The sequence below is a fragment of the Burkholderia sp. AU16482 genome, from assembly GCF_002223285.1.
GTDB lineage: Bacteria > Pseudomonadota > Gammaproteobacteria > Burkholderiales > Burkholderiaceae > Burkholderia > Burkholderia semiarida.
In genome coordinates, this window is the sequence record NZ_NKEY01000001.1 from 44,124 (window position 1) to 57,445 (window position 13,322).

A 13,322-nucleotide genomic window follows, 5' to 3' on the forward strand; every position below is an offset into this window, starting at 1 on the left:
TTTCGCCGAATGAATCGTCGATTGACCGTTTTTTGACCTGCGCCAACCGGACGGGATGCGCAGCGCGGTCCGCCCGAGCGTCGCGCCGTTGCCCCTTTCCAACGGCCGCTCGGACGGCCGCCCGCAATCCCTTGCCAGGCTTGGCTGCCACGTTTTTTGTTTCGCATGCCCGACCGACTTGTTCCCGCCACGTTCGCCGTTCGCGACGACGGCACGCTCGTCTCGCCCGAGTTCGGCGACATCTATCACAACGTCGCGGGCGCGCTCGCGCAGGCGCGCTACGTGTTCATCGCCGGCAACGGGCTGCCGGCGCGCTGGCAAGGCCGCCGCACCTTCACGATCGTCGAGACGGGGTTCGGCGCGGGCGCCAACTTCCTCGCGACCTGGGCCGCGTGGCGCGACGATCCCGCGCGCTGCGAGCGGCTGCATTTCGTCTCGTTCGAGAAGCACCCGTTTTCGCGCGACGACCTGCGCCGCGCGCTTTCCCATATCGTTGCGAACACAACCATCTCGGCGGAAGCCGCGCTGCTGGCCGATGCGTGGCCGATGCTCGTGCCGGGTCTGCATCGGCTCGAGTTCGACGCGGGACGGGTCGTATTGACGCTCGGTTTCGGCGACGCGTGCGCGTTGCTGCCGAAACTCGTCGCGCGCGCCGATGCGTTCTATCTGGACGGCTTCGCGCCGGCGAAAAATGCGGATCTCTGGTCGGTCGACGTGTTCCGCGCACTCGCGCGCGTCGCCGCGGAAGAGGCCACCTTCGCGACCTACTCGAGCGCGGGCATGGTGAAAAAAGCGCTCGTCGAAACGGGATTCACGTATCGCAAGATGCCCGGGCTCGCCGGCAAGTACGCGATGCTCGTCGGCGACTATGCGCCGCGCTGGCGCTCGCGCCGGCACGAGCCGCCACGCGCGCTGCCCGTCGCGACGCGCCGCGCGATCGTGATCGGCGCGGGCCTCGCCGGCTGCGCGGTGGTCGAACGCCTGGCCGCGCGCGGCTGGGACGTGACGCTGATCGAACGGCACGAACGAATCGCGAGCGAAGCATCGGGTAATCCGGCCGGCGTATTCCATCCGCTGATGACGCGCGACGACAACGTCGCGAGCCGGCTCACGCGCAGCGGCTTCCTGCACGCGATCGCACGCTGGCGCGCGCTCGAACACGCGGGCCATGCGTTCGCACGCAGCACGCACGGGATGATCCATCTCGCCGAATCGGCCGACGACTTCGCGCGGATGCGCGACGCGTTCGAGGCGTTTGGCGCGCCGTCCGACTACGTGACGCTGCTCGACGCCGATGCCGCGCGCGCACACCTGAACCTGCCGGTCGCGCACGGCGGCCTGCTGTTTCCGCACGGCGGCGCCGTCTGGCCGGCTGGGCTGTGCGCCGCGCAATATGCGGCGGCCGGCGAGCGCGTGCGCCTGCTCGCGTCCACCCGCGTCGCACGGCTCGAACGGCGGGGCGACACCTGGCATGCGCTCGATGAGACAGGCGCCACGCTGGCCGACGCGCCCGTCGTCGTGCTCGCGAACGCGGGCGACGCCGCGCGTCTTGCCGGGCTCCAGCATGTCGCGCTGCAACCGGTGCGCGGCCAGCTCACGCTGCTGCCGCCGGGCACGACGGCGCCGCTGCCGTGCCCCGCGATCGGCGACGGCTACGCGGTCCCGCTCGACGACGGCGCGCTGCTGATCGGCGCGACGTTCGAACCCGACGATACCGATCCCGCGATGCGCGCGGCCGGCCATGCCGAAAACCTCGAGCGCGTGCGGCGCCTGCTGCCGGGCCTGATCGGCGAGGTGCCGGATCCCGCCACGCTGCGCGGCCGCGTGGCGTTCCGCTGGGTCGTCGGCGACCGCCTGCCGCTCGTCGGCCCGCTCGCCGACGAAGCGCAGGCCACCGCGAACGCACGTGCGCTGGCCGGTGCGCAGGCGCGCGACCTGCCGCGCCTGCCCGGGCTCTACGGCGCATTCGGCTTCGGCTCGCGCGGCCTCGTGTGGGCGGCGCTCGGCGCCGAGCTGATCGCCTCGCAACTCGAGGGCGAGCCCTGGCCGCTCGAGCGCGAACTCGCCGACGCGGTCGATCCCGCCCGCTTCCTGATCCGCGCACTGCGCGCCCGCCGCGTGGGCTCGGCCGGCTGACCGATCGCGCACCTTCTTCACAGTTTCCCGATTTTTCCGTGCAAGGTTATCCACGCGACGCTGTGGATAACCGCGTGGAATCCGTACGCACTTCGTGTGCAATCACAGTGGACGTAAACTGGGCAACTCGGCACAGCTGTGCGGCGGCCCGAAAGTTGCTCAACTCAAATGCCTGTGCACGAACAGCCTGTGCAACCGGTTATGGTTTCGCCAACCCATTGATCCGCCGATGCAAACCGGAGTTATCCACAGAACTGTGCGTCCTTTGTTAACTTCTACTACGTATATATACAGGTAAACCTTTGAAACCAAAGACCTGCGGTGCCGCACAGCGCCGCGAGTCGATTCAATCGGTTCCGGAGCGAAAAAGCTGTGGCACAATCGGTTTCCTTCGCGTTCGTTCGGCCAGGCGCCGGACATGCTTCAATGGAACGGTCGGCACGGTTTCGAATCTGAATCTTCGGGACTGCGCAGTCCGTTCACACACCAGGCCGACAATCCAGATCGGCAACCTGAACGACGTTCCGCCCTGTGGTGGAACAGGCGGATCCCATGTACCGCCGTCGTCGAGCACAACAATCACATTCGGGGCGATACCCAGCCGGCGCGCATCCATTCCTGTCGCTTGACCCGCGTCGCTGGCGGTTGCTTCCAAAGGAGAAGTCACCACGATGAAGTCGGCGTTCTCATTCCTGCCCAACTGGCCGCTCGCGCCGGATGCCGTGTTCTGGGCCGGGCTCGCGCTGTTCGCAGCCGGCCTGTGCGGCGAGCTGTGCTATCGCGCGTGGCGCCTGCCGCGCATCACCGGCTATGCCGTGATCGGCCTGATCGCCGGTTCGTTCGGATTCGGCGTGATCGACACCAGCACCGACGAAACGTCGCGGCTGCTGATGGATGTCGCGCTCGGCCTGCTGCTGTTCGAGCTCGGCAGCCGCCTCGACCTGCGCTGGATCCGGCGCAATCCGTGGCTCGTCGCGTCGAGCCTCGCGGAAGCCACGCTCACGTTCGTGCTCGTGCTGTTCGTGATGCTCGCGCTCGGCGTATCGGGGATGGTCGCGCTCGTGCTGTCGGCGATCGCGATTGCCACATCGCCGTCGATGGTGATCCAGCTCAAGACGGAACTGCGCGCGGAAGGGCAGGTGTCGCAACGCCTGATCACGCTCACCGCGCTCAACAGCGTGTACGCGATCGTGCTGACCAAGCTCGTGACGAGCTGGCTGCACCAGGAAGCGTACGGCAACGTTTTCGCGACGATCCTGCAGCCCGTCTACCTGATCGCCGGTTCGTTCATCGTCGCGTATCTGGTCGCGCGTTCGTGCAATTACCTGTTCCGCCACATGACCGCGACGATGCGCGACGAGCATTCGTTCGTCGCGCTGTTCGGGCTCGTGATGCTCGCGATCGCCGTCGCGCAGGCGCTGAAGCTGTCGACGCTGCTCACGCTGCTGCTCGCCGGCATCATCGTGAAGAACCTCGAGGCGCGCCCGCAGCTGTGGCCCGAGCACTTCGGCACGGCCGGCTGGCTGCTGACGGTGGTGCTGTTCGTGCTGACGCTCACGTCGTTTACGTGGGGCGACATCGCGCTCGGCGGCCTGCTCGCGATCGTGCTGATCGTCACGCGGCTCGCCGCGAAGCTGGCCGGCGTCGTCGCGTTCGCGAAGCCGAGCGGCCTCGGGATGAAGCAGGGCGTCGCGCTCGGCATCGCGCTCACGCCGATGTCCGCGCTGTCGTACCTGCTCGTCGACGATACCTACCAGCTCTATCCGAATTTCGACCCGCACCTGCGCGCGATCGTGATGTGCTCGATCGTGATCCTGCAGCTTGTCAGCCCGTTCGTCGTCTACCGCTGCCTGTCGGCCGTCGGCGAACGCAGCGACAGCAACTGATTCCGGAACCTGCCATGGCACTCGAAACCTTCGTCAATTCCGAGCCGTTCACGTTCGGCGTCGAACTGGAGATCCAGGTCGTCAACACGCACAACTACGACCTGACCAAAGCGGCCTCCGACCTGATGCGCCTGATCCAGGCCGAAACTTTCCCGGGCAACATCACGCCGGAAATCACCGAAAGCATGATCGAGCTGTCGACCGGCATCTGCCATTCGCACGAGCAGGCCGTCAGCGAGCTGCATGCGATCCGCGACGTGCTCGTGAAGGCGGCCGACCAGCTCAACGTCGGGCTGGCCGGCGGCGGCACGCATGCGTTCCAGCAATGGAGCGACCGGCAGATCTACGATGCGCCGCGCTTTCAGTACATCTCCGAGCTGTACGGCTATCTCGCGAAGCAGTTCACCGTGTTCGGCCAGCATGTGCACATCGGCTGCCCCGATCCCGACAGCGCGCTGTTCCTGCTGCACTCGATGTCGCGCTTCATTCCGCACTTCATCGCGCTGTCCGCGTCGTCGCCGTTCGTGCAGAACGTCGACACGGGCTTCCATTCGGCGCGCCTGAATTCGGTGTTCGCGTTCCCGCTGTCGGGCCGCGCGCCGTTCGTGCTGACCTGGGACAGCTTCGAGGAGTACTTCACGAAGATGGTGAACACGGGCGTCGTCAATTCGATGAAGGACTTCTACTGGGACATCCGGCCGAAGCCCGGCTACGGCACGATCGAGGTGCGCGTGATGGACACGCCGCTGTCGGTCGATCGCGCGGCGGCGATCGCCTGCTACATCCAGACGCTCGCACGCTACCTGCTGACCGACCGGCCGCTGAAGCTGTCGGAGGACGATTACCTCGTCTACACGTTCAACCGTTTCGAAGCGTGCCGCTTCGGGCTCGAGGGCACCTGCGTGAATCCTCAGACGGGCGAGCGCCGCACGATCGCGGAAGACATCCTCGACACGCTCGACCGGATCGCGCCGCATGCGGCGGCCCTCGGTTCGCGCGCGGCGCTCGACGAGATCGGCGCGCTCGCGAAGGCACGCGTGAACGACGCATCGTGGTTGAGAACCGTTTTCAAGCAGGAAAAATCGCTGAACGAGACGGTCCGGCAGCAGTGCTTACGTTGGCGCGAATGAAAATATGTTTTGCAGATTGCAGGATCGACCGCGCCGCGATTCGCTGAACGGCAGTCCGCGCCGGGTCGGCCCGCAATCGTCGGCAGGCCTCCTGAAAATCTGTGGATAACCGGATATTCCGCTGCAAAGTCAACGCTCTGCGGGCGGGATAACCCGGTGGATCATCACCGTGCGGCCGATGGCCGATCCTGACAGGACAAGGTCGGCGCGCCCCGTCTCGCGGGCGCGCGACATTACGCGCACAACGAAAAATTACGGTTATTCAGCGATTTTCCACAGCGCGCAGGGGATAACTTAGCTGTGCGATTTTCCGCTCTCGCTTAGAATGTCGGCTTTGCGGACGCCGGAACGATGCGTGTCTCTCCGGTCGCCGCGAACGCGACCGCCGCGTGTGCCTCGCGACGGCCGTGTCGACGCACTCGACAGAGCGCGTCTGTTTTGAGATAGATTCGATCTCCACACTACGGCCGCTCGGCCAACCGGGCGGCGGCAAAGCGAAAAGACTATGAGCGAAGGCGTTTACGGGAACCAGGCTGCGGGACGTGTGACCCATAGCCTGCTGCGGTTGAGCACGGCCATGCGGAGCGAGGCATGGGATTGGGCGGAAGGCGCCGGCCTCACGCCGACGCAGGGCGAGATTCTCGTGCTGCTGCTGCAGCGCAAGGGCCCGATGCGGCTCGGCGAGATCGCGCGCGAGACGCAGCTCACCGCGGCCACCACGAGCGATGCGGTCAGCACGCTCGAGACGAAGGGGCTCGTCGAAAAGCGCCGTGCGCTGGACGACGGCCGGGCACTGGCCGTGCGCCTGTCGGCGCGTGGCCGTACGGCCGCGAAGAAGGCGCTGCAATGGCCTGAATTCCTGACGAAGGCGGTCGGCAAGCTCGGCGCGGACGAGCAGGGCGCGCTGTATCGCGCGCTGCTGAAGACGCTGCGCGAACTGCAGGTGGCCGGCGCGACGCCGCCGCAGCGCATGTGCCTGACGTGCAGCCACTTTCAGCCGGGCAAGCCGTCGAAGAAGACGGTGCATCACTGCGCGGTGCTCGACATCGCGATGTCCGACAGCGATCTGCGTCTCGACTGCTCGGTGCAGGAAGAGGCCGACGCGGCGACGCAGAAGAAGACCTGGAAGATTTTCGCCGGCTGACGTCCGTCGATCGACCGGGAGGCCGATGATGAACGCTGAAGTCGTGGCGATCCGCCACGTGCATTTCGAGGATCTCGGGAGCTTCGAGCAGGTGCTCGGCGAACGCGGTCGACGGGTGCGCTATGTCGATGTCGGATCGTCGCGGGTCGAGGTGCTCGACGTGCTCGAGCCGTCGCTGCTCGTCGTGCTCGGCGGGCCGCTCAGCGTGTACGACGATGCGCAGTACCCGTCGATCGCGCCGCTCCTGGCGCTCGTGCGCCAGCGCATCGACGCGGGGCTGCCGATCCTCGGCATCTGCCTCGGCGCGCAGTTCATTGCACGGGCGCTCGGCGCGCGCGTCTATCCGGCCGCGCAGCACGAACTCGGCTGGGCGCCGCTGACGCTCACCGATGCCGGCCGTGCGTCGCCGCTGCGCCATCTCGACGGCGTGGCGACGTCGATGCTGCACTGGCATGGCGATACGTTCGACCTGCCGGGCGGTGCGATCCATCTCGCGTCCACACCGGCCTGTCGCCACCAGGCGTTCGCCTGGGGGCAGCATGTGCTGGCGCTGCAATGTCATCCCGAGATCCGTACCGATCGCTTCGAACCGTGGCTGATCGCGAACGCCGGCGAAATCGCCGCGACGCCCGGCGTCGACGCGCGCCGGTTGCGCGCCGATACCGCGCAGCACGGCCCCGCGCTCGAGACGGCCGCGCGCCGCATGTTCGCCGAGTGGCTCGACAGCGTCGGGCTCTGACGCCGCGGGCGACCCCGCTCGCGGCAAAGCGCTGGCCCGGCCTGCATCCGTTGCGGGCCGGCGCATCGCCGTACGCCGCACGTTCTCCGCACCGTCGGCATCCGGCCGGCCGTACCTGACCATCCGCTTACTGCCGAGCACGCCGTCTGCACGCTTCGAGCCTGCGTGCTACGCTCGTCCGCTCTTTCCCTTTCCTGGCGAGCGGCTTCCATGACTGCGCTGTTTTCTCCGTTCACGCTGCGCGGCGTGACCCTTCCGAACCGGATCGTGATTTCGCCGATGTGCCAATACTCGGCCGAACGCGGCGAAGCGACCGACTGGCACATGATTCATCTCGGCCATCTCGCGCTGTCGGGTGCGGGGCTGCTGTGCATCGAAGCGACCGCGGTGGAACCCGACGGACGCATCACGCATGGCGACCTCGGCCTGTGGGACGACGTGACCGAAGCCGCGCTGAAGCCGGTGCTGACCGCGATCCGCAAGCATTCGCCGATCCGCATCGCGATGCAGTTGTCGCACGCGGGGCGCAAGGCATCGAGCGCGGCGCCGTGGGAGGGCGGCCAGCTCGTGCCGGTCGCCGACGGCGGCTGGCTGCCGCACGGGCCGTCGGCCGTGCCGCACAAGGACGGCGAGACGCCGCCGCTCGCGCTCGATGCGGCGGGCCTGAATCGCATTCGCGACGCGTTCGCGGCGTCGGCCAGACGGGCCGCGCGGCTCGGCATCGACGCGATCGAAGTGCACGCGGCGCACGGCTACCTGCTGCATCAGTTCCTGTCGCCGCTCGCGAACCGGCGCACCGACGAATACGGCGGCTCGCGCGAAAACCGGATGCGGTTTCCGCTGGAGATCTTCGAGATCGTGCGCGCCGCGTTTCCGGAAGACCGGCCGGTCGGCGTGCGCGTGTCCGCGACCGACTGGGTCGAAGGCGGCTGGGAGCTCGACGATACGATTGCCTTCGCGCACGAACTGAAGCGCCGCGGCTGCGACTGGATCGACGTGTCGTCCGGCGGCGTGTCGCCGCTGCAGAAGATTCCGCTGTCGCCCGGCTACCAGGTGCCGTTCGCGCAGGCGGTGAAGCGGGCGGTCGGCATGCCGACGATCGCGGTCGGCCTGATCAACGAGCCCGCGCATGCGAACCGGCTGATCGAGGCCGGCGATGCCGATTTCGTCGCGATGGCGCGCGCGATGCTGTACGACCCGCGCTGGCCGTGGCACGCGGCGGCCGAGCTCGGCGCGCAGGTGACGGCGCCGCCGCAGTACTGGCGCTCGCAGCCGCGCGAGCACAAGGCGCTGTTCGGCGACGTCGCATTCGGCCAACGCTGAGTACATCGCGCAATATTGCGCGCGATGTTGAACGAAGCAATCGTGAACGTGTAGGATGCGGGTGATTCGCCGCCTCCCCCGACGCGGCACCGACCGGTGCCGCGTTTTCGTTTGGCGCGGCGCCCGGCCGCGATCGCGGTCGCTTCCATTCAAGTCGTCTTCACAAGGATTGGTTCGATGAGTTCACGCAGGATCGCGGTGCGCCGCTCGGGAGTACACGGCAAGGGCGTGTTTGCCGTGGCGCCGATCAAGGCCGGCGAGCGCGTAGTGGAATACAAGGGCGAGCGAATCTCGTGGAAGGAAGCGCTGCGCCGTCATCCGCACGACCCGAGCGAGCCGAATCATACGTTCTACTTCGCACTCGATGAAGGCGGCGTGATCGACGGCAAGGTCGACGGCAACAGCGCGCGCTGGATCAATCATTCGTGCGCGCCGAACTGCGAGGCCGAGGAAGTCAAGGGCCGCGTATACATCCACGCGCTGCGCGACATCGGGCCGGAAGAGGAGCTGTTCTACGACTATGGCCTCGTGATCGACGCGAAGCTGACGAAGAAGCTCAAGCGCGAATACGCGTGCCACTGCGGCGCCGAGTCGTGCCGCGGCACGTTGCTCGCGACGTCCGACGAAGGCGGGAAGAAGAAAAAGAAGAAGGACAAGAAGGACGGCAAGCCAGCGTCCGGGTCGAAGGACAAGAAGAACAGGAAGTGATGCAGGCGGCAGCGCATCGCGCGCTGCCGCCGTCGTTTCAGCCGACGGTTGCCGCGTCATGGCGGCCCGTCATTCGCTGTCCGTCTTTCCGCTCCTTTCCGGCGCGCGGCCCGAGCAACGGGCCAGCGGTTGCCCGCCGCGAATCGACCGGTGATCGTTCAGTGCGTCGGCGCCGCGGCCGGCGTTTCGCTGGCCGGTTTTTCCGTGCGCGCGGCGAGCGGCACCCTCACCACGAAGCGCGAGCCGCCTTCCGATGCATCCTCGTACGACACGGTGCCGCCGTGCATCGCGATGATGTCGTGCACGATCGCGAGCCCGAGCCCGGCGCCCGTTTCAACGCCGTTGCCGCTTTGCGCGTCGCCGCGGAAAAAGCGCTTGAACAGGTCGGCCTGCTGATTCGCGGGCACGCCCGGGCCGTTGTCCTCGACCACGATCTCCGCGGCCGGCTGGCCGTCGTCGAGCGTACCGCGCGCGACGTTGACGGTGATCCGCGCGCCGTCCGGCCGCGCGAGCGGCACGTACTTCAGCGCATTGTCGAGCAGGTTCGCGATCACCTCGCGCAACAGAACGGGGTTGCCGCGCACGTTCAGCTTCTCGTCGTCGCCCGGGGCATCGCTGCGCTGGAAGCCGAGGTCGACATGCGATGCGAGCGCGCGCGGCACCCATTCGGCACCCGTCTCGAACGCCATCGCCGCGAGATCGACATCGACGAAGCGGGCGGCCTGTTCGCCCGGCTCGGCACGCGCGAGCGACAGCAGCTGGTTGGACAGCCGCACCGCGCGGTCGGCGGCCGCGCGCAGCTCGCGCACCGCGGCGAAGGTCTGCTGCGGATCACGCGCGACGGCCGCCTGCTCGGCATGCAGCTTCACCGCGGTGAGCGGCGTGCGCAGCTGGTGCGCGGCATCGGCGATGAACTTGCGCTGCGCGTCGAGCGCGGTCTTCAGCCGGCCGAGCAGCGCGTTCATCGCGCTCGTCAGCGGCCGGATCTCCAGCGGCACGTCGGTTTCGTCCACGGGCTCCAGCGACGTGTGGGTCTGCCGGTTCAGCGAATCGGCGAGATGCGTGAGCGGGCCCAGCTGCTGGTTCACGACGCGCCATACGATGCCCCAGCCCGCGAGCAGCAGCAGCAGCAACGGCATCATGATCGCGACGAGGAATTCGGCCGCGATCCGGTAGCGGTGCCGTACCGGCTGAGCGACTTCGACGACCATCGGCTTGCCGCCCTCGACGTCGTCGACGCGCACCTGCGCGACCCGCACCGCGCGGTTGTCGTACTCGGCCTCGAACACGTACGCGTGATGCATGCGGCGCACGTTGATGCCCTGCAGCGGCAGCTTCGGGTCGCCGGCGAGTTCCTGCTCGCCGTCGCTGATCCGGTAGATCAGCGCTTCGGCGGGATCGGAGAACATCGCCTGCGCGAGCGGCGGCACCGTGAACGGCGCGTCCGGGCCGGCGATCTGGATCTGTTTGGAGATGGCGGTCGCGAGATCGGCGAGCGAGCGGTCGATCACGTGCTGCGTGTATTGCCACGCGAGCCAGTAGGCGATCAGGCCGCTCATCAGCGCGAGCATCGACAGCGGGGCGGCGAGGCGCCGGAGCAGCGAGCGGCGCAGGCTGGTGGTCACAGCCGGATCAGAAGACATTTCGACGGGCAAATGGATAAGCGCCGCTCACGGAGAGCGGCGCGGTCGTGCGCCGGGCGGCGATGCGGAGCCGTCCGCACGCGGCCGGCCGGCGCGCGGCGTCGCTCAGACGCTCGCGGTCTGGCGGATTTCCTGCAGCAGGTAGCCGAAGCCGCGCACCGTGACGATTTCGACCCGGCACTGCTCGAGTTTCTTGCGGACGCGGTGCACGTAGACTTCGATCGCGGTGTCGCCGAGATCGCCGCCGAAGTGCGTGAGGTGATCCTGCAACTGGGCCTTGCTGACGACGCGGCCGTGACGCAGCAGCAGCATTTCCAGCACCGCGAATTCGCGCGGCGACAGTTCGAGCGGCTTGTCGTCGTTGAAGATGCGGCGGTCGACGCCCGACAGGCGGACGCCGCCGAGCGACACTTCCGGGCGCGGCATGTCGCTGTGCGGGCCGCTGCGGCGCATCACCGCGCGGATGCGCGCTTCGAGCTCGGCCGGCTCGAACGGCTTGAGCATGTAGTCGTCGGCGCCCGAGTTGAGGCCCTGGATCCGGTCGTTCAGCTCGTCGCGCGCGGTCAGCACGATCACGGGCGTGTGGCGGTTGGTCTGGCGAAAGCGCGTGAGCAGCGTCATCCCGTCGATGCCCGGCAGGCCGAGGTCGAGGATCACGAGTTCGTGGCGATTCTGTGCCAGCGCCTGTTCGGCAAAAATGCCGTCATGCACCATGTCGACGGTGAAGCCAGCCTGTTCGAGGCTGCTCTGGATACCGCGTGCGATGGGGCGGTCGTCTTCGATCAGAAGGAGTCGCATGAAGTTCGCTCAAGTACAATGGGTTGGCGGTTCAGGCACGCGGACAGCACGAAGCCGTTTCCACAGGGGCGCCGCATCGCCTGACATCAAGCATGGCGGCCAGCGAACGATTAAATCCAATCATGTCCGATATTTCGATCCACGACCTCGAAGCCGCGATCAATTTCTGGCGCGCCCGCTCGCCGTCGAGCGGCGACGAACTCAAACTCTGCGAAGAGGCTAGCGCGCTTTCCAAGCCGTATGCGCTGCTGATTGTACAGCGCGAAAGCGCGCTGCAACTGGAAGGTTTGGACCCCAAGGCGCGGAAAGCGTACGAGACTTACGTGCGCCTTAAGGATGGCTTGGAAAGCTGAAGGCTTTCGCTGAGTACATCCTAGAAAACGTTCAGCGAAATGAAAAGTTGACGCGCCGCGCAACGAACGATGCGCGGCGGTGCAGGCGGGACTCAGGCACCCGGTTGCGCGTGCGCGGCGGCACCGTCGATGAACCGCGCGAGTTCGATGTCGCGTTCGGTCAGGCCGTCGGCGTCGTGGGTCGACAGCGTGACGTCGACGCGGTTGTACACGTTGAACCATTCCGGATGGTGGTTCATCTCCTGCGCCTTGATCGCGACACGCGTCATGAAGCCGAATGCCTCGTTGAAATCGGCGAAGCGCAGGCGGCGCTGGATTGCGTCGCGGCCCGCCACGGCCGTCCAGAGCGGCAGGCCTTCGAGCCGCGTCTTGCGTTCTTCGGATGTGAGCTTGTGGATCATCTTGCACCTCTCGTTCGGTAACGGCGCCCGCGCGCGGCTGCGCCGCGCGGCGCAGCCGGCATCGTTCATTGTTTCATAGTTGCGCGAAGGACGACGGGCGGGCGGCGGTTCGCGCGGGCGCCCGGCGCGTCACGCGTCGGCGTCGTCGGGCCAGCCTTCGCCCGTGCCGCGATGCAGCACGCGGTCGGTTTCGAGCACCGCGCCGGCCGCGAATTCGGGCAGCGCCGCGAGCCGGTCGGCCAGCGCGCGGCCGTCGACGTCGGCGAGCGCGAACAACTGCGCGAAATCGTCGATCACGAAGTAGGTCTTCTGGAACGTGTCGATCCGGTACTTCGTGCGCATCACGCGCTCGAGGTCGAACCCGAGCCGGTTCGGCGCCGCGCTTTCGAGGCTGTACAGGCTTTCGCCCTTGCTCGACACGATGCCGGCGCCGTAGATCGACAGGCCGTTCGTCCCGCGCGGGTCGCGAATCAGCCCGAATTCCACCGTATACCAGTAGAGGCGCGCGAGCCGCGCGAGCGCTGCTTCGTCGTCGGCGACCGCGAGCGCGACGCGGCCATACGCCTGCATGTAGTCGGCGAACACCGGCTCGATCAGCAGCGGCACGTGGCCGAACAGGTCGTGGAAGCAGTCGGGTTCCTGCAGGTAGTCGAGCTGGTCGGGACGGCGCATCCACCAGGTGACCGGGAAGCGCCGGTTCGCGAGGTGCGCGAAGAACACGCGGTCGGGCACGAGGCCCGGCACCGCGACGATTTCCCAGCCGGTCGCGGGCTTCAGCTGGCGGTTCACGTCGGCAAACGACGGCACACGATCGGCCGGCAGCGCGATCTTGCCGAGCCCGCCGACGAACGCGTCGCACGCACGGCCACGCAGCAGCGCCGACTGGCGCGCATAGAGCTGCTTCCACACCGCGTGGTCGACTGGGCCGTAGCGCTGCAGTGGCTGGTCGATGGTGAAATCGGCACGGGTTTCGAGGCCCGCGTCGAACTGCTCCTGCAGTTTCGCGGTGACGACGGTGGACATGATCAGGCTCTGCACGCTGTGGTTGGTAACCATGCAAG

The 13,322-nt window shown here is 67.3% G+C and carries 12 protein-coding genes; 8 read left to right on the plus strand and 4 right to left on the minus strand.

What is annotated here, in order from left to right; all coding sequences use genetic code 11:
• Positions 1-165: 165 nt before the first annotated feature.
• From mnmC to CFB35_RS00275, 7 genes are all read left to right on the plus strand, one after another.
• Positions 166-2,136 carry a bifunctional tRNA (5-methylaminomethyl-2-thiouridine)(34)-methyltransferase MnmD/FAD-dependent 5-carboxymethylaminomethyl-2-thiouridine(34) oxidoreductase MnmC gene (gene mnmC / locus CFB35_RS00235; RefSeq protein ID WP_089464413.1) on the plus strand — a complete coding sequence of 657 codons (1,971 nt, stop codon included), beginning with the start codon at positions 166-168 and terminating at the stop codon, positions 2,134-2,136.
• Positions 2,137-2,807: 671 nt separating this feature from the next.
• Positions 2,808-4,022, plus strand: coding sequence for a cation:proton antiporter (locus tag CFB35_RS00250; RefSeq protein WP_060008864.1), 1,215 nt, complete (start codon positions 2,808-2,810; stop codon positions 4,020-4,022).
• A gap of 14 nt (positions 4,023-4,036) precedes the next feature.
• On the plus strand, positions 4,037-5,152 hold the full coding sequence (locus CFB35_RS00255) for a YbdK family carboxylate-amine ligase (protein WP_059580447.1): 1,116 nt from the start codon (positions 4,037-4,039) through the stop codon (positions 5,150-5,152).
• A 505-nt stretch (positions 5,153-5,657) separates the two neighbouring features.
• Positions 5,658-6,296, plus strand: coding sequence for a MarR family winged helix-turn-helix transcriptional regulator (locus CFB35_RS00260; RefSeq protein WP_089464414.1), 639 nt, complete (start codon positions 5,658-5,660; stop codon positions 6,294-6,296).
• Between the two features lie 28 nt (positions 6,297-6,324).
• On the plus strand, positions 6,325-7,035 hold the full coding sequence (locus tag CFB35_RS00265; RefSeq protein WP_059580678.1) for a glutamine amidotransferase: 711 nt from the start codon (positions 6,325-6,327) through the stop codon (positions 7,033-7,035).
• Between the two features lie 210 nt (positions 7,036-7,245).
• Entirely contained in the window at positions 7,246-8,358 is a 1,113-nt protein-coding gene (locus tag CFB35_RS00270) for an NADH:flavin oxidoreductase/NADH oxidase (protein WP_089464415.1), read from the plus strand.
• Positions 8,359-8,535: 177 nt separating this feature from the next.
• A complete protein-coding gene (locus tag CFB35_RS00275; protein ID WP_050015789.1) occupies positions 8,536-9,066 on the plus strand; it encodes an SET domain-containing protein in 531 nt (176 codons plus the stop codon).
• Between the two features lie 158 nt (positions 9,067-9,224).
• On the opposite strand, the gene CFB35_RS00280 is transcribed toward CFB35_RS00275, so the two are convergent.
• Together CFB35_RS00280 and CFB35_RS00285 are read right to left on the minus strand one after the other, a co-directional pair.
• On the minus strand, positions 9,225-10,709 hold the full coding sequence (locus tag CFB35_RS00280; protein ID WP_089464416.1) for a sensor histidine kinase: 1,485 nt from the start codon (positions 10,707-10,709) through the stop codon (positions 9,225-9,227).
• Between the two features lie 105 nt (positions 10,710-10,814).
• Entirely contained in the window at positions 10,815-11,507 is a 693-nt protein-coding gene (locus CFB35_RS00285) for a response regulator transcription factor (protein ID WP_006401494.1), read from the minus strand.
• 122 nt (positions 11,508-11,629) lie between these two features.
• Between CFB35_RS00285 and CFB35_RS00290 the strand changes: the two genes are divergently transcribed.
• The gene (locus CFB35_RS00290; RefSeq protein ID WP_006401493.1) at positions 11,630-11,860 is read left to right on the plus strand and encodes a DUF3717 domain-containing protein; all 231 of its coding nucleotides are present in this window, start codon (positions 11,630-11,632) and stop codon (positions 11,858-11,860) included.
• Positions 11,861-11,952: 92 nt separating this feature from the next.
• Here CFB35_RS00290 and CFB35_RS00295 read toward each other — a convergent pair whose 3' ends face one another.
• A complete protein-coding gene (locus CFB35_RS00295) occupies positions 11,953-12,330 on the minus strand; it encodes a 4a-hydroxytetrahydrobiopterin dehydratase (RefSeq protein ID WP_256939962.1) in 378 nt (125 codons plus the stop codon).
• Positions 12,331-12,390: 60 nt separating this feature from the next.
• Positions 12,391-13,317 carry a phenylalanine 4-monooxygenase gene (gene phhA / locus CFB35_RS00300; protein ID WP_089464417.1) on the minus strand — a complete coding sequence of 309 codons (927 nt, stop codon included), beginning with the start codon at positions 13,315-13,317 and terminating at the stop codon, positions 12,391-12,393.
• Positions 13,318-13,322: the final 5 nt, after the last annotated feature.